At 62.6% G+C, this 20,575-nt stretch carries 14 protein-coding genes and 1 pseudogene; 11 read left to right on the top strand and 4 right to left on the bottom strand.

All coding sequences use genetic code 11. From position 1 onward, the window contains the following. The first annotated feature begins 57 nt into the window (after positions 1-57). The 7 genes from MQH10_RS12565 (at position 58) to MQH10_RS12535 (ending at position 11,660) form a co-directional block, all read left to right on the top strand. Positions 58-3,612, top strand: a complete 3,555-nt coding sequence (locus tag MQH10_RS12565) for a DEAD/DEAH box helicase (protein ID WP_242564388.1) — start codon at positions 58-60, stop codon at positions 3,610-3,612. Beyond that, positions 3,609-5,360 (top strand): phospholipase D-like domain-containing protein, encoded by a 1,752-nt coding sequence (locus MQH10_RS12560; protein WP_242564387.1) that lies wholly within the window; start codon positions 3,609-3,611, stop codon positions 5,358-5,360. Before MQH10_RS12565 ends, MQH10_RS12560 begins: the two co-directional genes overlap by 4 nt. Positions 5,361-5,611: 251 nt before the next feature. Continuing rightward, positions 5,612-5,809 (top strand): hypothetical protein, encoded by a 198-nt coding sequence (locus tag MQH10_RS12555; protein ID WP_242564386.1) that lies wholly within the window; start codon positions 5,612-5,614, stop codon positions 5,807-5,809. A 464-nt stretch (positions 5,810-6,273) separates the two neighbouring features. Then, positions 6,274-7,467 (top strand): AAA family ATPase, encoded by a 1,194-nt coding sequence (locus MQH10_RS12550; RefSeq protein ID WP_242564385.1) that lies wholly within the window; start codon positions 6,274-6,276, stop codon positions 7,465-7,467. 314 nt (positions 7,468-7,781) lie between these two features. Then, positions 7,782-7,997, top strand: coding sequence for a hypothetical protein (locus MQH10_RS12545; protein WP_242564384.1), 216 nt, complete (start codon positions 7,782-7,784; stop codon positions 7,995-7,997). 269 nt (positions 7,998-8,266) lie between these two features. Continuing rightward, positions 8,267-9,472, top strand: a complete 1,206-nt coding sequence (locus MQH10_RS12540) for a type IV secretory system conjugative DNA transfer family protein (RefSeq protein ID WP_242564383.1) — start codon at positions 8,267-8,269, stop codon at positions 9,470-9,472. Positions 9,473-9,773: 301 nt separating this feature from the next. Continuing rightward, entirely contained in the window at positions 9,774-11,660 is a 1,887-nt protein-coding gene (locus MQH10_RS12535) for a ParB/RepB/Spo0J family partition protein (protein ID WP_242564382.1), read from the top strand. Between the two features lie 344 nt (positions 11,661-12,004). Here the strand turns inward: MQH10_RS12535 and MQH10_RS12530 are convergent, their stop codons facing one another. Continuing rightward, positions 12,005-13,762, bottom strand: coding sequence for a recombinase family protein (locus MQH10_RS12530; RefSeq protein WP_242564381.1), 1,758 nt, complete (start codon positions 13,760-13,762; stop codon positions 12,005-12,007). A 189-nt stretch (positions 13,763-13,951) separates the two neighbouring features. Here MQH10_RS12530 and MQH10_RS12525 point away from each other — a divergent pair, with 189 nt between their 5' ends. The 3 genes from MQH10_RS12525 to MQH10_RS12515 all read left to right on the top strand — a co-directional run bounded on the left by MQH10_RS12525 (position 13,952) and on the right by MQH10_RS12515 (position 16,235). Beyond that, positions 13,952-15,259, top strand: a complete 1,308-nt coding sequence (locus MQH10_RS12525; protein ID WP_242564380.1) for a hypothetical protein — start codon at positions 13,952-13,954, stop codon at positions 15,257-15,259. Positions 15,260-15,426: 167 nt separating this feature from the next. After that, positions 15,427-15,705 (top strand): helix-turn-helix domain-containing protein, encoded by a 279-nt coding sequence (locus MQH10_RS12520; protein WP_242564379.1) that lies wholly within the window; start codon positions 15,427-15,429, stop codon positions 15,703-15,705. Then, positions 15,702-16,235 (top strand): hypothetical protein, encoded by a 534-nt coding sequence (locus MQH10_RS12515; protein WP_242564378.1) that lies wholly within the window; start codon positions 15,702-15,704, stop codon positions 16,233-16,235. The genes MQH10_RS12520 and MQH10_RS12515 overlap by 4 nt, the downstream gene beginning before the upstream one ends. Before the next feature lie 257 nt (positions 16,236-16,492). On the opposite strand, the gene MQH10_RS12510 is transcribed toward MQH10_RS12515, so the two are convergent. Beyond that, complete coding sequence (locus tag MQH10_RS12510) at positions 16,493-16,675, bottom strand: hypothetical protein (RefSeq protein ID WP_242564377.1); 183 nt, start codon at positions 16,673-16,675, stop codon at positions 16,493-16,495. A 119-nt stretch (positions 16,676-16,794) separates the two neighbouring features. On the opposite strand from MQH10_RS12510, the gene MQH10_RS12505 reads away from it, so the two are divergent. After that, positions 16,795-18,303 (top strand): recombinase family protein, encoded by a 1,509-nt coding sequence (locus MQH10_RS12505; protein ID WP_242564376.1) that lies wholly within the window; start codon positions 16,795-16,797, stop codon positions 18,301-18,303. Here MQH10_RS12505 and MQH10_RS12500 read toward each other — a convergent pair. Next, positions 18,255-19,298: pseudogene (locus MQH10_RS12500) on the bottom strand (YifB family Mg chelatase-like AAA ATPase); the annotation flags it as partial. The gene MQH10_RS12505 and the pseudogene MQH10_RS12500 sit on opposite strands and share 49 nt — an antisense overlap. Before the next feature lie 136 nt (positions 19,299-19,434). Beyond that, a complete protein-coding gene (gshB, locus tag MQH10_RS12495) occupies positions 19,435-20,382 on the bottom strand; it encodes a glutathione synthase (protein ID WP_242564375.1) in 948 nt (315 codons plus the stop codon). Positions 20,383-20,575: the final 193 nt, after the last annotated feature.

Here is a 20,575-nt window from a genome sequence, read left to right as displayed (position 1 = left end):
GTAACGGTGGAGCTAAGCGCCTTAGGGCTGCTCTGACTCGGAACCCTGGGAGACATCATGGCGCGATCGGTCAAGAAGAGCCGTGACGGCTTTCTGGAGGCCTTTCGTCTCGACGATGCCTATCTTCTAAGGCCGGATCGGAAATCGGGCCGCCCTGGCTTGCTGACCGGCTTCGACGATGAAGGAGATCCGGTCCTCATCAAGCTATGGCAACGCCAGGCCGGTGTAGATGACCGTGACCTCCAGGAGGTTTGGCATCATGAGGTGAGGCAACTGCATCGGCTCGGTGGCTATCCGGGTGCGGCCGAGGCCATTGCGCCTTTGCACCAAGCTGCGATGGACAAGGCGGGCTTCTACCTTGTTCTCAAGCCGGGCCAGCGCCGGCCACTACACAGCGTCCTACAGCGCCTTAGTGCTGGGCATTGGCTTTCAAATCCACGAGCCCCAGCTAACCGCAACAAGCTGTCGCTCAACTTGCAGCGGATTGCTTCCGGCTTGGATACGCTCCATGCCCAGGGATTACTGCACCGCAATATTGATGAATGGGCAATTCTCGCGACTGGTGGCGATGAGCCAGATTTCCAACTAACTGGCTTCGAATGGTCGCTCCGCTTGATGAGCGCTGCGGCAGGCAAGAGGACGCCGACCAAATCCGAAATTGAATCCGCCGCGCCAGCCTCCTTTCTCCAAGATTGGAGAGGCTTTGGGCATATTGCCGCTAGGCTTATGGGAATAAGTCACGATCGTCTGGTAGATCAATCGGTACCCGCTTCAGGTGTTTCCGATCATATCTCAATTGAAGAGATTCGCCTCTTACGCAACCTGATCCAATTCGAGCCATTGGATCGCTTGGACGGCGAAGTTATCGCGCGACGCATCGCTGACATTCTCGTGGTGCTCGACGCGGAAATCGCAGGGCGTGATCCAAAGCTGAATTTCGTAGTTCGCTTGGGTACTGGGTCGACACTATCGGAGCAAATTCGAGAAGGAATAGACGGAGATATCGATATTGGCTCCGTTTCCGAGCAACTCAACGCGATAAAAGATGACCTGAGCGAGGGGCCGCTCTTGCTAGCGATCAAGCTGCCAAATGGTCCTGGTTTTAGACTGGCCCTTCAAGGTAAAAAGCTGATCTATAATGTTGCTCCTTATACATCCCCAAAAGGTATCGCGGAATCTACGTGGGAGTTTGCCTATAGCGATAGAGCTGAGAAGCAACTCCCTGCTTCGATAAATTTGCTCGGAAACATAAAACTTCAGCCGGAATCAATTGAGTTGTTGACTGCTAGAGATGCGGCGGAACGGTTTGGCCGCCTTCGGGGAAAGTTAACTAGCTGGCAAGAATACAGAAGACAATTCGAAGAGAAGATTTCAAAACCAACCCGTGAGGAGCGAGTCCATCAAGCCATCGCCATAACTCAATTTCTCGAAGCTCTCTTCGCGGCGACCGACGCTTATCCGGTCGAGATTCAAGGTGAAACGGGCGACTTGCCTGACGGGATGAACCTCCTGAAGGTCAAGGCCCGACAGGACCAGGAACGAGATGCGCTGTCGAAGGCCCTGAATATCATGGCCCCCGCCGTCCGTCTGGCTGAGGTGCTCCGAGATGAGCGCCGATCCGATGAGTGGATCCTCACTGAGGCGCGAACGGTCGGTGAGCGACAGCCATCCGACAGGGCCTGGAGATACCTTGGCATGACCGAGAACGGAGACGGCTCGGCGACTTTCAGCTTCAGTGGTCAAGCCCCGCCATCGACGCTTCGGAACCCGGTACTCATACCCGGCGATTTCCTCGGTAGGGACATTCAATTTCGACGTCGATTGAAGGCTTTACGGGCGCTTGCCGATCACTCAGAGCTCCTGAAAATGCTTGTGGATCCACGCAGGCGAATTCTCGATTCCCACGACAAAATCGAGAAGGGCGAAGCCTTTGCTGATCTCGACGAGTCAAAGCAACAGGCGATCACCAAGATCGTCAGCACCCTGCCCTTGTTCTTGGTCCAAGGTCCCCCAGGGGTTGGGAAAACGAGATTGGTGCGTGACCTTGTCGGCAATTCCTTCAAGGAAGATTCAGCCTCGCGACTGCTGCTTACAGCGCAGAGCAACTCAGCTGTAGACCACCTGATGGAAGAGCTTCACGGTGCTCTTCAGTCGAGCGGGACGGACGCTTTGATTGTTCGCTGTCGTGCGCGCGACAGCGCCGAAGACGCCGGCCCCTATGAAATTCGGAAGCAGTCACAAGAAGTCCTGCAGAGACTGGCGAAGAGCCAACTCGTTGCAGATGCTCCCCCAAAGCTTCAGCGCATCGTCGAGCAGTTGGCGGGCGTTGCGAAGCCCTCAGTCGGGACGGAAAGAGATCGTCCGAAATATGCGAAGCAGGCCTTTGAAGGCTTGATGGTGCGGGCCGCAAACGTAGTTTTTGCCACCACGAACTCGTTCGAACTCGAACGGCTGATCGACGAGCGCGGTCAATTTGATTGGGCTATCGTTGAAGAAGCCGGAAAGGCCACGGGAGGCGAGCTCCTATCGCCTTTGCTCCTTTCACACCGCCGCTTGATGATTGGAGATCACAAACAGCTATCCCCCTTCAACTCAGAGCGAATTATTAAACTCCTTGAGAGCCCGGAGGCGGTCAAGGAAGCGCTTTCGGTGGGAGAGGAATTCATTAGTCGTGCGTTGCGAGATCCCTCAACTGATGAGGTTCTCGACGAGCTGGAAGGCGAAGCTCCAGACTTTCCCGCCCTGTGTTCGCTAGCGATCGAATGTGTAATGCTCTTTGAGCATCTGATCGAAGCAGAATTCGAGCTTCAAAAGCGGAAACCTAGTGCGCGACCAATCGCTCACCGGCTGACTCAGCAACACCGTATGCACCCGGCGATAGCGAGGGTCGTTTCGAATGCGTTCTACGATGGGGAGCTTAAGAGCCACTCTGACACCGAGAAAAGGTTCGCGGCAGCGACCTGTCCGGTGTTCTCAACCTCGCCGACGCGCTTGCCTGATAAGCCAATCGTCGTTGTCGAAATGCCCTACGTACAAAAGCAGATAGGGCTGAAAACCGCAGAGCAGCTACCTCGTTGGCACAACCCAGACGAAATCAAAGCCGTTCTTGAGGCGATCCGATTGCTCGCCCCGAATTCTGGCGAAGGTAAGCTGCCCAGCCTCGCGATCCTATCGCCCTACAGTGAGCAGGTCCGTCGCTTGAAGCAGGCTGTCGACGAGGACCTTCCGGCCTTTGCCAACCTCACTTCGTTCAGACCCGCCGTGGGTCCCTCAACCTTCTGCGGAACGGTTGACTCCTTCCAAGGGAACGAGGCCGACATCGTCATCATATCACTCGTGAGGAACAATCATCACTCGGGAGTCCGAAGCTCGCTCGGCTTCCTGAGCGATCCGCGACGCATGAACGTCCTGCTGAGCCGAGCGAAGTGGAGACTCGTGCTTGTCGGATCGATGGATTTCCTCAAAGAAGTCCTGAAGTCATCCGAGAACACAGCAACGGGCGCTGATATAGGATTCATCTCAAAGCTAATTGGAGCGCTTGAAGTCGAAAAGACAACAGGCTCGGCCGCGATTGTACCCTATGCCACGCTTATTGGAGGAAAACCTCAATGAGTGTTGTCCGTGTCGCAGTTCCGGTCCTGCAAGGGCGGCGCAAGTTCCACTTCGACAAGGGAACTCCCTGGAGCATCCTGGAGCATTTACTCTTGAATGCTCTCGCTAAGCGGGATGCCACAGCAGAGGAGCTTGCGAATAGCGCCGACGTGCCACAGCGCGCGATCATAGAGGCTCTCATTAGACTCATGAGGGCAGGTTGGGTCCAAATGGCGTCTGCGGGGGCTGCTGTGACGTTCCAGCCTACCCGTGAAGGCTTGATCGCAGCACTGGCTGATGAACTTCCCAATGCTGCGCGGCGGATGAGTCGCAATATGACGTTTGTTGTGGAGCAAGTGTCCGGTGGTGTGTTTCGCAGCCGGGAGCTTCCATTTCAGCATAAATACATGATCGACGAGCGGGCCAAGAGGGAAACCATCGTCTGGATGGAGCGGCCAGGTCGGATGTTGTTTGAGGAGACGCGCTCACTGCTCGCTGCGTTGTTCCAAGACGATGAAAAATTTGTGGCCATGGACTCATCAGGAGACCGTCTTGCCGAGCGGTGGTCTTTGGTTACAGTTCGCGACGGTGAAATTGATGGGCTAACCACACGCGCTTCTGAGCCCCTGGTGAAGGAGATCCTCCGCGCGGCGAATGCCGCTCCCGAGAATGGAGGACCTTCGAGCCTCGCGTATCACCCCGCCGCTCAATCTGGCCTGACACCGGATATGAATACTAAGGTTCATCAAACAGCATTCCTTGGCTCGGATCTGATACTGGGTGGAGCGGACCACAAAGGCGTCGTCTCGGCGGTTCTGCGCAAGGCCCGCCACCGGGTCATCATCCACTCGACGTTCATCTCGGAAGATCGCTTCAATGACCTGAAGGAAGATTTGCGGGTGGCCCACAGTCATGGTGCCGTTATCGACGTGCTTTGGGGGCAAGATGAATCGACGACTGGTGTGCGGTCTACGCGGGAGGCCGTTGGACGGATCCGTGAGAAGCTCAAGTCCGAAGGATTCGAGCGGCTTAGGGTCCACCCCTTCTCTACGAACTCGCACTGCAAGCTTCTTATTGGCGATGACGGCAGTCCATCTCGTTACGTCGGCTACATCGGCTCCTGCAATTGGCTGTCGACATCGTTCCAGAGCTTCGAAGCGAGTGTTCGTCTGAGAGACCCGGTAATCATCGCTGACGCCGTCGATCAAGTTGCAGAGCTCTCCCGCGGCTCAAATGGCCACTGGACGACGCTGACGGGTGAAATGGCCGCGCTTGCGGCACGTTTGAGGACGTTGCCACGCCCGAGCGGCGGGAAGGCGCAGATCATGTTGGTTATCGGATCAAAGCACGCCGAGGAGATGCGATCAGCCAGAGATGAAGCAACGGATCGTATCCTCGTCGCCAGTCATAGATTCGGTTTGGCCGCCCGTACCGCTGTGCTCACCCCCGCGCTAGCGGCGGCTCGGGACAGAGGAATTTCGACGGAGATCTTTTACGGAACTACTAGCGGCCCAGTGGGCGGCTCAGAGGTGGCAGAAATCACTCTCGCCACCTCCCAAGAAGGCATCACAATTCGACCCATCCACGATCCCCGGCTTCACGCCAAAGTTCTGGCTTGGGATACCGACACGGTTGTCATTTCTAGTCAGAACTGGCTCTCGGCTGATCCGCCCGACAGCAACCCGCGACAAGAAATTGGTATCGCGATAAGGGCCGCTGGGGCGGCCACACAGTTTATCGATCGCTTCAATGCCGCGCGCGTCTCTTGAACGAACGCAGCATCGGTTGGTCGATTAATGGATCACTTTGAGAATGCAGGTTTGCAGCACCTGGCCGAAATAGTCATGTGCTCCTGAGTTTCTAACCCGGCGACAACGGGCGTCGTGGGCTGATTGGTCCGCTCAAATCGCCATAGGGAATTGACGCGGAGAACTCCAGTTCAGGGCGTTTAGGCAGCAGAGAGCGGGACGCTCCTGCCTGACGCCTACCGAGCTACACGCGGCTCCTGCAGGATGTCTTGATGGCCTATTCGGAAGAGCAGCTGAACATATTCGCGGGAGCTTGGGAGAAGTCCTACGGCGAACGCCTGTCCCGAGGAGAAGCTGGAGTGCAGTTGCAGCGCCTGGTCGCCCTGTATCGAACGATCTCCCGCCCGCTGCCGCAGGACATCAGGGACGATGGGGACCTTGAGCAGAGCTCTACGCAGCAAGCGGCATAGGCGCCGAAGTGCTCATGCGCTCGCGCAGCATACGAAGCCCCTTCATACGCTGTGGGTCTTCCTCGATCGCTTGCGTAAGACGCGTCGCGAGCTCGCGAATGATCTCCTGGGTTCGAACTTCGTCGACGCCCGCCAGCATTTCTGTCAAGGCGTCCAAAATTGACGCCTTGGCTAGTCTACAAGACTGAGGCGCGGCTTCGGGAAGTCTCGACATTCGCCAATGCGCCGGAGCTTAGAGGTCGCGTCACGTCGCCGGTTGAATGCCCCTCAAGTCGGTGAGGTATGTGATGCAAATCCGGCGCAGGTGGCGGTACATGCGCCGCTCGCTATAATAGAATCATGCACCCGGAAAACTTTCCCGAGACGCCCCTAACTCTCCCGAATGGCACGGTCCTAGGTGGGCGCGCGCCCTCGTTCTGATCGGCCCAAATGGAGTTGGAAAGACACGCTTCGGCACGACGCTGGTGCAGCAATTCAACTATGACCGAGTACCTGCACTGCGATCACTCTCGTTCGACACATCAATTCCGTATCAGAAGAGAGAGGATGCTAAGAGCAACGCGGACAGTCAAATTAGTCAAGGTAAGTCCAACCCATGGCAGATGGTCTCAGAGCTCACCTTCGTGCTCTCAGAACTTAAAGCTGAAGACGCCCAATCGGCAGTCGAATTCCGCGACAAGGTAGCTCGGGGGCAGGGTGCAGAGGGGCCAGAAGTCACCCGTCTTCAGAAGCTTACTCGGCTTTGGGCTCTGATATTTCCCGGCCGCGAATTGGACCTATCCACCTACGAGCCGAAGGTTAGTTGGAAGCATCCCGACCGAACAACCGAGCCCTACAGCGCCAATCAGATGAGCGATGGCGAGCGCGGCGCGATGTATCTGATAACGCGCATCCTGCGCGCGGCCCCCGGCGTCGTCATCGTAGACGAGCCAGAGGTTCACTTTCACGCTCTGTTGGCTCGAGCATTCTGGGACATTATCGAAGCTGAGCGGCCAGATTGCCGGTTCATCTACATAACCCACGATTTGCCATTCGCCCTGTCACGCGCCAACGCCCGCATTGGCATCGTCCGCAGCCCGACAGAAGTGGAACTTGTTCCAGAGAACGCACCCATCCCGCCCGCGCTTTACGAGAGCATATTGGGCGCAGCCAGTCTGTCGGTGGTCGCGAAGCGCATCATTTTTTGTGAAGGCAAGTACGACCGAAGCCCCGATATTCATGTCTATGGGGCGTGGTTTCAGAGCCCAGGTTCTGTCGTGGTGCCGGTGGGGAGTTGCACTGAGGTTCGTCAGGCTGTTTCGGTATTCAAGGCCAACCCCCTTATCGCGAACGCCGTCCCCCTTGGGGTTGTGGAGAGGGACTACTGGCCGGAATCCTATCTCACGAAACTTTCAGCAGATGGCCTGCACGTCCTTCCCGCCCATGAGATTGAGGGTCTGCTTTGCCTGAGAGCTGTTGCTGAAGCGGTAGCGGCGCACGTTGCGTTTGTCGATTTTCCCGCCGCCTATGCGGCATTCGATACCGAGGTGCGAGGGCTTTTCACCGGCGTCCGCTTGAATAAGCTCATTTTAGAGCGAGCGAAGCGAGACGCGGATTGTGCGCTTGTCGGGCTCGCGAACTCGGCAAATCCGGCGCCGATCTTGCAACCACCCGGGTGAATTTCACCACAGCCGTTGATCTCAGTAGGGCGGTTCCAGACGTCGGCGTGCTATTCGATAGTCATCAGGCTGACACCGCTACTGCATTGAACGGAACAGTTGAGGATGTTCTTCGAGTGGTTCCTGGAAAAGAGTGCCTTGATGTTCTCTGTAGAAAACTCGGTATAGCCAAGGCAACATACCTCAATCTCGTGACCCAGGCGCTCAATCAGCCTGACTCTGATGGAGAATCGCAGCTGGAGGCGCTTCGGTCTCAGCTCGTTGTGGCCCTGACGCCTCATCTTCCGTCCAGGTCGTAGTATTCGGGCGCAGTAATGCAATCACCGCCCGTGACGCACTTTTCCGACGATCATCTCGATAGCTTCATCGCCGCCTGGGAGAAGTCCTATGGCGAACGCCTGTCCCGAGGCGAAGCGGCGATCCAGTTGCAGCGCCTAGTCGCGCTGTATCGAACGATCTCCCGTCCGCTGCCGCAGGACATGGGGGACGATGGGGACGTTGCGCAGAGCTCTACGCAGCAAGCCGCATAGGCGCCGAAGCGCTCATGCGCTCGCACAACATCCGAAGGCCTCGCACGCGCTGCGGGTCTTCCTGGATCGCTTGGGTAAGGCGCGTTGCAAGCTCGCGAATGACTTCTTGGGTTCGAACGTCGTCGACGCCCGCCAGCAGACATGGACGAACTCTTGCATCCCCCGGCTGGGAAGTCGCGTCACGGACGTCGCAACCCGGCCGAACAGGGTTCCGATGACGAACAGAGCGCCGTCGTGCGGTGTCCTCATCCTGGCGTGACAATGGGTCGATGGCTGATGATGTCACCTATTTGGGCCGGACGACCTTCCGCCGCACAGACCAACCCTTCGGTGTTCATCAGGCCGACCGACTTTCGCATGTCTATATCGTCGGGAAGACCGGCGTGGGGAAGTCCACCCTGCTGGAGGCCATGGCCTACCAGGACGCTCGTGACGGGCGGGGCTTCGCCCTCGTCGACCCGCATGGCGACCTGGCGACTCGCCTGGCTGAGACCTTGCCGCGCGAAGCGCGCGCGCGGCTGATCTATCTGGACGCGGCCGATCCTCGTCAGCCCTTCGGGTACAATCCCCTCCATAGGGTCCGGCAGGACAAGATTCCGCTCGCGGTGTCAGGGCTGCTGGAGACGCTCCGCAAGCTCTGGCCGGACGCCTGGGGCATGCGTATGGAGCACGTGTTCCGCAATTGTCTCTACGCGCTCCTGGAGCAGGCTGACGCGCGGCTGCCCGACATCCTGACCCTGCTGCAGGACGACGACTATCGGAAGGTGGTGGTCCGTCAGCTGCGCAATCCAACCGTTCGGGACTTCTGGCGCTACGAATACGAGAACTATCCCGCCCGCCTGCGCGCCGAGGCGATCGCCCCGATCCAGAATAAGCTGGGCGCCTTGCTGTCCGATCCGCTGCTCTATCGGATCCTCGTCGAGCCCAGCATCGATCTGCGGTTTCGCGGGCTCATCGACCAAGGGAAGATCCTGCTGGTCAATCTCTGCAAAGGCCAGATCGGGGAGGATAGCGCTCACATCCTCGGCGGCCTGATCGCCTCCACTCTGAGCCTGGCCGCCTTCAGCCGCGCCGAGCTGGCCGCTGAGCGGCGCCGGCCCTTCATCCTATATCTGGACGAGTTTCAGAGCTTCACCACGCTCTCGGTCATCAACATGATGTCGGAGCTGCGCAAATATGGCGTCGGCCTCACTCTGGCCCATCAGCATCTGCATCAGCTCGACCCCGACATCCGCCACGCGGTGCTGGGCAACGCCGCGACCCTGATCGTTTTTCGAGTCGGGCCGGAGGACGCCCAGGTGCTGGCGAAGGAATTCCAACCGCAGTTCGAGGTCGAGGACCTGCTGAATCTCCCCAACCAGCACATCTATCTCAAGCTGATGATCGACGGCACGCCGAGCCCGCCCTTCAGCGCTCGGACCCTCAGGCCAGATGATCTCACCCACCTGGGGTTGGGCGCTGCGCCTTTGGGGTAAATTCACCGCCGCCCTAGCCGACCTGCACGCCGCAAGAGCTAAGGGGCGTTGCCCCTCGCGCCGGCCAGGATGCGCGGCCTGCGGCCGCCGCCCGGCGGGTCTCCCCGGTCTTCCTCCGCCTTCGGCTCCGTGCAGACCGGGCGATCCCCCTCCCGCCGGTCGTCCTGGCCCTTGCTACCCCCAGTCTCGCCGACGGGCAGGGCCGCAGAGCGCAGACGCTCTTCGACCCTTATCCATTGGAGCTCCTCCCATGACCCAACTCACAATCCCGACCCCTGACACCAACCCCGATCCTGGCGTTGTGCTGGACGTGCCGCTGAACAGGCTGAAGCCGTCTCCCCGCAACGCCCGCAAGACGCCCCATACCCCGGCCAATATCGAAGCCTTGGCGGCGAGCATCGCCGCCAAGGGCATGATCCAGCCGCCGGTCGTGGAGCCCGAACGTGATGCGGCCGGCGAAGGAACCGGCTTCTATTTTGTCACCGTCGGCGAGGGTCGTCGCCAAGCCCTGGCGTTGCGGGCCAAGCGCAAGGAGATCGGCAAGGCTGCGCTCGTGCGCTGCATCGTCGATGTGACCCATGACGCCTTCGAGATCAGCCTCGACGAGAACGTCACCCGCTTCCCCATGCACCCCGCCGATCAGTTCGAGGCGTTCCAGACCCTGGCCCAGGAACGCGGCTTCGGGCCTGAGGAGATCGCCGCCCGGTTCGGCGTCACCGCCACCGTGGTGCGCCAACGCCTGCGGCTGGCGACTGTCAGTCCCAAGCTGATCGACCTCTACCGCGCCGGCGAGATGAGCCTCGACCAACTGATGGCTTTCACCATCACCAGCGACATCGACCGTCAGGAGGCGGCCTGGGAGAGTCTCTCTTGGAACAAGGAGCCGGCCCTCATCCGCCGGGTGCTCACCCAGGATCGGGTGTCGGCACGGGACCGCCGCGCGGTGCTGGTGGGCGCGGAGGCCTACATGGCGGCTGGAGGCGTCATCGAACGCGACCTCTTCTCCGAGGACCATGGCGGTTACTTCGCCGACCCGCTCCTGCTCGAACGGCTCGCCTTGGAGCGCTTGGTTGCTCTGACTGAGGAGGTGCGCGGCCAGGGCTGGAAGTGGGCGAGCGCCAGTCTCGACATGCCACCCGTCCAGGGCCTGCGGCGGGTCTATCCGCAACGCCTGCCCCTGACGGATGAGGTCGAGGCGCACCGGCAGGCGCTCCAGGCCGACTATGATGCGCTCGTTTCCGCGCATGAAGAGGACGAGGACCTGGACCCGACGGTGTCCGAGGAACTGGACCGGCTGGCCGATAAGCTAGACGGCCTGGACGCTCATCAGATCGCCTATGACGCGGAGGATATCGCCAGAGCCGGCGCGTTCGTGCTGTTGGGTCAGGACGGTGCGCCCCGCATCGAATGCGGGTTCGTGCGGCGGGAGGACGAGGATAGCACGGCGCATGAAGACGATGCCGAAGACGGCAGCCTCCCTCTGAGATCGTGGGCGAACGACGACGAGTCCGAAGAAGGCGAAGGCGAGCCACGCGCCTTGGCCGAGCGTTTGGTCGCCGATTTGACCGCTCAGCGGACAGCGGCCCTGCAAGCCACATTGGGGGATCGGCCCGACATCGCTTTGATCGCGATCGCCCATGCGCTGGTCTTGCAAGCCTTTGGGCTCGACCGACGCGCGCAGTCCTGTCTCCAGCTTCGTCTCACCCTCACCGCCCTGCCGGCCTGGAGCACGGAGACGGACGCCGGCAAGGCTATCGAGGCGCGGCATGCAGGCTGGGCGACGGAGCTTCCCACCACCTCGTCGGCGCTCTGGTCCTACCTGTCGGCCCTCTCGCAGGATCGGCTCCTGGCCCTCCTGGCGCACTGCGTCAGCCTCGCGGTCAATGCGATCCAGATCGGAGCCCATCGCGCGCCCAGCGTCGTCCAGGCCGATCAACTGGCCCTCGCGCTCGGTCTCGACATGGCCGACTATTGGGAGCCCACGGTCGAGACCTATCTCGGCCGGGTCACCAAGGCCCATATCCTTGCCGCCGTGGCCGAAGGCGCGGGCCAAGAACAGGTCCGCCGGATCGAAGGGCTGAAAAAGGAGCCGATGGCGGAGGCGGCCGAAGCCATCCTCAAGGGCCAGCGGTGGTTACCGTCGCTGCTAAGGATGCCCGATCAAGTCATCGAGGCGTCGGACGACTAGGCGCTTGGAGCGGGGGCTGTCCTATCGGGCGGCTCCTGCCATGCGCGCTGGGGGTCGGCGCGGCTGCGAAGGATCGCCGCGCCGCGCGGCGTCGCCGCCGGGGATATCGGGGACGTAGGGGAGCTGGGGGAGGTCAGGTCAACATCATCCAGCGGCCAAGTTCGGTGCACGCACGAAGCGCCGCCAGGTCAGGGGCCGTGTGCGCTGGCATCATGCTGTCATGCTGTTCAACGCCGACGACATCGACCGTTTGATGGAAGCCTGTGCGGCTGACGGCGGCGAAGGGCTTTCGCGAGATGAGGCGACGGTGATCGCTCACAACCTCATCGCCCTCTACGAGCGTCTCACGCGGCGTTCCGCGTCACCTTCGGTCGCGCCCGACCTTGAGACTCTAGAGCTGACACAAGCGTCCCCACCCGAGGGCGGCGGCCTTCCTCCGTGAGCGAATCCATCAGCGCCAGGGCCTCAGGGGTGGTGAAAGTGTCTACGCCAGCCCGCTGTCGTGGACACGCAGCCAATCTCGCCACTTCGGCGAACGGTTTCGCGGCCTCAAGACTGAGGATTTTGCCCTTCAGCAAAGGGTGGGATGAGCACATGGTGCGCAGGATCAGGCGTTTGGTCTCATCGTCCACCTTGAAGAACATTTCACCCGCTAAATGACTGGCTGAAACCAGGGTTCGGAAGGGTGGGATGAGATCAACCTGGCGGTCTTGCGCCTCAAGGCGCTGGGCGAGGTCTATCGCGGTGCGTTGGAGCTCCGTGCGTCGCGCGACGAACTCCTCATCCCCAATCAAGTCCCGAAGCCGCAGGTCCAGCAGCTGGCTGATCTGAGCCTGGGCCTCCCGAAGCGCCTGGCTGAGGGTCTCGCGCACCGCCTCGACACTCGCCACGTTTCCAGCAGACGCGCGCTCCAATCGCCCGAGCACCCATCGCTCGACCGACGGCGAAATGCCGAGGCGACCGACGAAGCTGGCGATCTGGGCCTCCAGAGCTTCGGTCCGAACACTGGGCTCGCGGCAGGGTGTCGGGCCACTGCGGCGGCTACAGTGATAATAGATGTAGCGCCGGCCATGACGGTTGGTCTTGTGCTCGGCGGTAATGGTCGCCCCGCACGCCCCGCAGCGGATCAGACCTGTGAAGGCGAAGCTGTTCTTCCGGACATGTTGACGCGTGGGCCGCCGCAGGAGCTCCTGGACGCGGCGGAAGTCCTCCAGCGTCAGCACCGGCGCATGCTTGCCCTGATGCAGCTCGCCCTCCCAGACGAAGACCCCGGCATAGAAGGGGTTGGTGAGCATCTTGTGCAGCGAACTGGTGCCAATGGGCCGCCCGCCGCTGCGGGGCCGCTGCGGTGATCGCATCCCCCAGTCCTCCCGCGCGATCCGGGCGATTTCACGCGAGGACCGGCCCCCTGAGAGCACAAGATCGAACATCCGGCGGACCAGGGTGAAATATATGGGATCGATGGCGATAGTCTTGGTCACCGGGTCATTGCGATAGCCTAAAGGCGCCATGTTCGGTCGCCAGCCCCGCGCCGCCTTGGTGCGGTTGCCGCGCTTCACGTTCTCCGACAGGGCGTCGGAATAGTATTTCGACTGCCCGAACATGATCTGCAGCATGAACTTGCCCTGCGAGTTGTTCTCGAAGGTGTAGGTCGCGAACTTCAGGTCCCGCAGCGTGCCCAGGTCCAGCAGATAGACGATCCGACCGCCATCGATGGAGTTGCGCGCCAGACGGTCCGGGGCCCAGGCGATGATCCCATCCGCCTCGCCCCGTTCAATGCGCGCCATCATCGCCTCGAACACCGGACGACCTGGCGATTTTGCGCTGCGCGCCTCCTCGAAGCTGTCGACGATCTCGAGCGCGGCGTCGCCGAAAATGCGCCGAAGCTCCTCCTGCTGGGATTGAATGGACTGTACCTGGCGCTCCTCCGCCTCGGAGGATTTGCGGCAATAGACGAAGTAGCGCCTGTGACCTCCCCCCGGACCCCCAAGTCCCCGAAGCCCCCCAGGCCCCCGAACGCCCCCTTCCACGGCGGGAACGGTGGGGAGGGACGTGACATCGCAAACGCGGTCGCGGTCTTGGGTGGTGCGGCGGCGGGACATAGAGGGAAGTGACGACGGGCGTCTGAGAAATCTTACGGCGCCCCCAGACATCGCGCGAGTCGCGCTCAGGGGCAGGCGTCACGATCCAGCCTAGACCATGGGCGGCGATGCGCCAGGCCGCGCAGGGTGCGCGCCCCGCACATTGCGCCCTCGGGTGCGACGGGCGCGGCCGGGTTAGGCTTCTGACATATGTACGGCGAAGGCGCGAAGCCCACGGTCTCGGAGGTCTTGGAGGACGGCGTCCTCGTCGAGCTGGTCTATGATCCAGAGGCTCGAACGACCGCGCTGGCGATAGGCTTTCCCAATGGTGCGATGGAGCTGCGGAGCGAGTACACGCCGCGCGACGGCGAGCGGCTGATCCCCTATTCCGCTCAGAACAACCTGATCGCCACCGGTTGCGTGCGCCTACCTTCGGCGATCGGCGTCTTCACCACCAAGGCCGCGCTGCTGGGGGACATCCAGACCTACCTCCACCGCTATGTCGATCTGTCGCCGCTCTATGAAGAGATCGCCGCCCACTACATCCTGTTGTCTTGGGTCTATGACACCTTCAACGAGATGCCCTATCTGCGCTTTCGCGGGCAGTTCGGGACGGGCAAGACCCGAGCCCTGACGATCATTGGCGCGGTCTGCTGTCGGCCGTTCTTCGCCTCGGGCGCGTCCACCCTCTCCCCGATCTTCCATGTCTTGGAGGCCTTTCGGGGCACCTTGGTGCTCGATGAAGCGGATTTCCGCTTGTCTGACGCCACCGCCGATCTCACCAAGATTTTCAACAACGGCACGACCAAGGGCATGCCGGTGCTGAGGACCATGACCGACCGCCACCGCGAACTGAACCCTCAGGCCTTTCGGGTCTTTGGGCCCAAGCTCATCGGCATGCGCGAGCGCTTCGCGGACGTGGCGCTGGAGAGCCGCTTCCTGACTGAAGAGACCGGCGGCCGGCCGCTGCGCGCCAATATCCCCATCGCCTTGCCCGACGCCGCGCACCGTGAGGCTCAAGCGTTGCGCGACAAGCTGCTGGCCTGGCGCTTCCAGTTTGGCCGGCCGCAGGAAGGCGTGGCCGCGCCTCCGCCTGGCGGGCTTAGCCATCGCGCGCAACAGATGCTCCTGCCCCTATTGTCCCTGGTGGATGACCCGGACCTGCGTGGAGCGATCGCTGAACAGGTCTGGTCCGAGCACGCCGCCATGCCGACCGCGCCAGCGGTGTCCTGGGAAACGGTCATGATCTCGACGGTGCTGGAGGTTTTTGAGCAGAGCGCGAACGGCATGGCGGCGCTCTCGGCCATCACCGAGCGCTTCAATGCCCAGGCGGTCTTCGAGCTTGGCCAGTCCATGCCCAATCGCTGGGTTGGATCTTTTCTGCGCTCACGCCTGCAGCTCAAGACCGTGAAGTCTCACGGCGTCTCGGTCCTGCCCCCCGAAGCTCGCCCGCATGTGCGCGCGCTCGCCGCGCGGTTCGGCATCACGCCGCCGACCGACCAGGCGGCGACAGCCTGAAGGTTCCTGGCGCGAACATTGCGCACTCTGGCGGTCAGGGTCTGCACCGGCGAAAATAGGAAAGTCGCCCCGCCTTAGTCACGGGCGACACCCTAGCTGTCGCGCCTATGCGAAAACAAAATCAACTGCCCGGAAGCCGCAAAGGCTGGGCGTTCTCACAGCGGGAGTTGGCGACCCTCACGGGCGTCGGGCGCAGCGTCATCTCCCGCTACGAGCGGGGAGATTTGACGCCCAGCGCCCGCACCCTGATGGCGCTCGAAGTGATCTTCGGGCACTGCGGACGCAGGCTCTTTCCGTTCCTTCATCATGAGATCGAAGAGGCGGTCATGCGGCGCGCGGCCAAGCTCGACGAGGCCTTGCGACACGCGACTGACCCGGTCTCGCGTCGCAAGCTCAGCCTGCTCAGCGCGATGGTCAAACGCGGGATATCCGCTGAACCCGCATGACGGTGCGCCCGCTGTCCAAGAGCTTGACGCTCGGTGTCTGCCCCAATGGTCGCGGCTTCGGATGGATCGCTTTCGAGGCGCCCTTCGCGGCCTATGACTGGGGCCTGGTCTTTGTGCGGGGCGATAAGAATCGGCGTTCGATGCGCGCGTTCGAGAACCTGCTCGACCGCCTCCAGCCAGAGACCCTGGTGCTAGAGGCCACCAATCCGAAGGTCCAGCGCACCGTCCGAATGGAGAGCCTGCATCAGGCGATGGCTGCGGCGGCCCAGGCCCGCAACATCGAGGTCGCGGTCTATCCCCGAGACGATGTTCTTAGGTGCTACGCGACGGTCGGCGCTCGGACTCGCCAGGAGGTCGCCGAGGCGGTCGCGCGGCAAATCGATGTGCTGGCCCACAAGCTGCCGCGAACGCGCGGTGACTGGCGCTCACAAGATCGTCGGATGGCGCTGTTTAGCGCCGCCGCTCTGGTCCAGACCCACTATCAGCTCGGTGCGAACACGCTCTTTGAAGGGCTCATGGACGCCTCATAAGTCCACGGAAGCACGGCGTATCGCGCAAGCGTCGCCGTGCCTCTTCGATTGGATCGCGCGGAGATCCAGCCGAAGGGGAGGAGCCCGTCGGGACAATGGGGGTGTGAAAGGGGTGAGGTCGGGACTTGCGAACGTTTCGCCGGGCGTGCTTGTGCTTCTCGCCGACGTTCCTGGCGCCACGACGTCACGACCGTCGATGCGTGCTCTCAGGGGGCGTCGGCGCCAACGCTCGACGCGACGCTTCGCGCCCTCGCGTCTTAGGAGCGGCGTCCGTCGCGCTCTTTCGCGACGCCCTTGAAGGCGCCTCCGCTCGTCTTCACGGCCATGAACTTGCCCGTGCTGTCGTCGCGCTTCACGAAGAGCCCGGTCTTGGGGTTCTTCACCTGGCTGCGGCCGGAGACCGAGCCTTTGCGGAAGCCGTTGTTCGTGTTCGTCGCCATGGGTCACCCCTCATTGCAGCGCCTGTTAAGGGCAGGTGGGGGGCGATTGATCAGTTTGCAAGATTCACTCTGAACGTGCGGTGGTGTATTCTCTTTGTTCTTCACGGGGAGAGCGCGCGATGCGGAATGAAGCGGTTCGCGACACCAAGGAAGTAGGCGTCTGGATCAGGGTGTCCACCGAAGACCAGGCGCGGGGGGAGAGCCCCGAGCACCACGAGCGGCGGGCCTGCGCCTATGCCGAAGCTAAGGGCTGGCGGGTTGTCGAGGTGTACCGGCTGGAGGCCGTCTCCGGCAAGGCCGTGTTGGGCCATCCGGAGGCGCAGCGCATGCTCGCGGACCTCCGGAGCGGGCGCATCTCGGCGCTGGTGTTCTCCAAGTTGGCCCGGCTGGCACGCAACACCAAGGAGCTTCTCGATTTCGCGGACGCCTTCCGGGCGTGCGGCGCGGACATGGTGAGCCTGGCCGAGAGCATCGATACCTCGACGCCCGCTGGCCGCCTCTTCTTCACGATGATCGCGGCCATGGCGCAGTGGGAACGCGAGGAGATCGCAGACCGCGTATCGGCGTCCGTCTCGATCCGCGCGAAACTCGGCAAGACGACAGGCGGCGCAGCTCCCTACGGGTATCGCTGGCAGGACAAGAAGCTCGTGCCGGATCCGGATGAGGCTCCGGTGCGCCTCCTCATGTACGAACTGTTCGATCAGCATCGCCGCATCAAGCGCGTGGCGCGTATTCTGAACGAGCGCGGCTACAGGACCCGGAAGGGCGCACAGTTCACCGACAGCAGCGTCAGCCGCTTGCTCGAAGACACGACGGCCAAGGGCGTGCGGCGGGTGAACTACACCCAGACCACCGACAACCGCCGCGCCTGGACCATGAAGCCCGAGAGCGAGTGGGTGTACCAGGAGGTCGAGGCGATCGTACCAGAGGAGCTCTGGGAGCGGTGCAACTCCCGTAACCGCAGCCGCCCGCCGGGGCGCGGCACCGCGCACCTCTTCGCCGGCTACGCCTTCTGCACGTGCGGGACGAAGATGTACGTGTGGTCCAACTCGCCCAAGTACGTGTGCTCGGTCTGCCGCAACAAGATCCCTGTCGGCGATCTCGAAGAGGTCTACCGCGCGCAGCTCAATGAGTTCCTGATCTCGCCTGACGAGGTGGCGGCGCATATGGAGGCGGCGAGCGAGAGCATTCGCGAGAAGGAGGCGCTGGTCGGAGCCGCTGAGGCGGAGCTGCGCAAGGTGCAGGCCGAGGCAGACAAGCTCTATCAGCTCTATCTCGCTGACGGGGTCACCAAGGAGGACTTCGGCCCGCTGCACCGGCCGCTCTCGGCACGGCGCAAGCAGCTCGAAGAGGAGATTCCGCGCCTTCAGGCGGAGGTCGATGTCCTGCGGATCGGCATCCTGTCTCGGGAGACCACCTTGAACGAAGCGCGCGATCTGGCGTCCCGCTGGAAAGCCCTTCCTTTCCCTGAACGCCGACAGATCGTCGAAACCATCACCGACCGCATCGTGGTCGGAAAGGAGGATGTTGAAATCATCCTCCTCTTCACTCCTCCTGGAAATGATGCTGGAAAGGCAACGCACTCACAGGGGTTTTCCGCCGCGATCAGCTGGAAGCGGGCGGGATAGCGCACATGGGCGTTGGCGCGGGCGACCGTGACCTCCCCGGTCTCCAGGGGTTGCCGCAGACTGTCCAGGGCCTGGGCGCTGAACTCCGGCAGTTCGTCGAGGAACAGGACGCCGTTATGGGCCAGGGACACTTCGCCGGGCTTGATGCGCACCCCGCCGCCGGTCAGCGCCGCCATGGTCGCCGAATGGTGCGGCGTGCGGAACGGCCGCGCCCGGGTCAGCTCCCCCTTGGCGATCAGCCCAGCCACCGAATGGACCATGGAGGTTTCCAAGAGTTCGGTCGCCGACAGGGGCGGCAGGAGGCCGGGCAGGCGGGCGGCCATCATCGACTTGCCGGAGCCGGGCGGGCCGATGAACAGGAGGTTGTGTCCCCCCGCCGCGGCGATCTCCAGGGCGCGCTTGGCGTTCTCCTGGCCCTTGACGTCCTTCAGGTCGGGGACGGCGGCGCCCTCAATCAGCGGGCCCGGCCGGGGCGGCGACATCATCTGCTGGCCGCGGAAGTGGTTGACCAGGGCGATCAGCGAGGGCGCCGCGAGAATGGCGGTGTCCCCCGCCCAGGCGGCCTCCGCCCCGCAGGCCTCCGGGCAGATCAGCCCCAGGCCCATGGCGCCTGCGGCCACCGCGGCGGGCAGGGCGCCCGCCGCCTGAACCACGCGCCCGTCGAGGGACAGCTCGCCCATGGCCGCCCAGCCGGACAGGGCGTCAGGCGGAATGATCCCCATGGCGGCCATGATCGCCAAGGCGATGGGCAGGTCGTAGTGGCTGCCCTCCTTGGGCAGGTCGGCCGGCGCCAGATTGCAGATGATCCGCTTGGCCGGCAGGGCCAGGCCCAGGCCGGCGAAGGCGGCGCGCACCCGTTCCCGACTCTCGCCCACTGCCTTGTCGCCCAGGCCGACAATCACGAAAAAGCTCTCGTTGCCGGTGAGCTGAACCTCGACGTCCACCCGGCGCGCCTCAACCCCCTGGAAGGCGACGGTCACGACGCGAGCGGCCATGGTTGTGATCCCTCAAAATGGGCACGATTTATCCACAACCCCAGCACGCATTGCGGGTCGGATCAAGAACAAATATAGAACTTTTCAAGAAGACGAGACGATTCCGTGACCTAGGGCCGCCTCTTCACAGACAAGTCTAGGCTGTGGCCCGAATCTGCTCCACGCGATTCCAGAGGATCTCGGTGGCGTCGATGCCAGTGAACCGCTTCAGGGCGCGGGCGCCGGTGGGCGAGGTCACGTTGATTTCCGTGAGATAGTCGCCGATCACGTCGATGCCGACGAACATCAGGCCGCGGGCCTTGAGCTCCGGCCCGATGATGCGGCACAGCTCATGGTCGCGTTCGGTGATCTCCACCGCCTCGGCGCGCCCGCCGACCGCCAGGTTGGAGCGGATCTGGCCCTTGTCGGGCACGCGGTTGATGGCGCCCACCGGCTCGCCGTCGACCAGCAGGATGCGCTTGTCGCCCTTGACCACGGCGGGAATGAACTTCTGGGCGATCACCGGCTCGCGGCCGATCATCCGGTGCAGGTCCATCAGGGCGTCGAGATTGGGGTCGTCGGCCAGCAGCCGGGCGACGCCGGAGCCGCCGCCGCCATAGAGCGGCTTCAGCACCATGTCGCCGTGGCGGGCGCGGAAATCATAGATCGCCTCGATGTCGGAGGTGATCAGGGTCGGGGGCTGCACCCCCGGGAAGGCGGTCACGAACAGCTTTTCCGGGGCGTTGCGCACCTCGGTCGGATTGTTCACCACCAGGGTCTTGGGGTGGATCACGTCGAGGAAGTGGGTCGAGGTGATATAGGCCATGTCGAAGGGCGGATCCTGGCGCAGCAGGACGACGTCGAACTCCGACAGGTCGCGGCGCTCCCAGGGGCCGAAGCTCGCATGGTCGCCCTCGATGTCCTTCACCGTCACGGACCGGCCGCGGGCGAAGACCTTGCCCTCTTCCAGGGACATGCGCTCGGGCGTGTAGACGAACAGGCTGTGGCCGCGTTCCTGGGCGGTGAGCATCATCAGGAAGGTCGTGTCACCCTGGATGCGGATGTGTTCCAGGGGGTCCATCTGGACGGCGACCTTCAACGACATCGGCTTTTCCTCGCGGGTTCGACAGGCGGCCCCTGAGATAGGCCGCGCGGGGCGGCAAGGCCAGGGGCTCAGTTCAGCTTCATGCGCATCCGCTCGCGGGCGGCCCGCGCGGCCAGCGCGGCGCCGCCGTCCAGGGCCGAGGCGCGGGTCAGGGCCTGAAGGGCGCCGGCGAGCGCGCCCTGGCCCTCGCGGG

This window comes from Phenylobacterium aquaticum (genome assembly GCF_022695515.1).
In the GTDB taxonomy this organism is placed as follows: Bacteria; Pseudomonadota; Alphaproteobacteria; order Caulobacterales; family Caulobacteraceae; genus Phenylobacterium; species Phenylobacterium aquaticum.
Note: the sequence above shows the minus strand (reverse complement) of the source record. Positions and strands in the feature narration are given on the sequence as shown.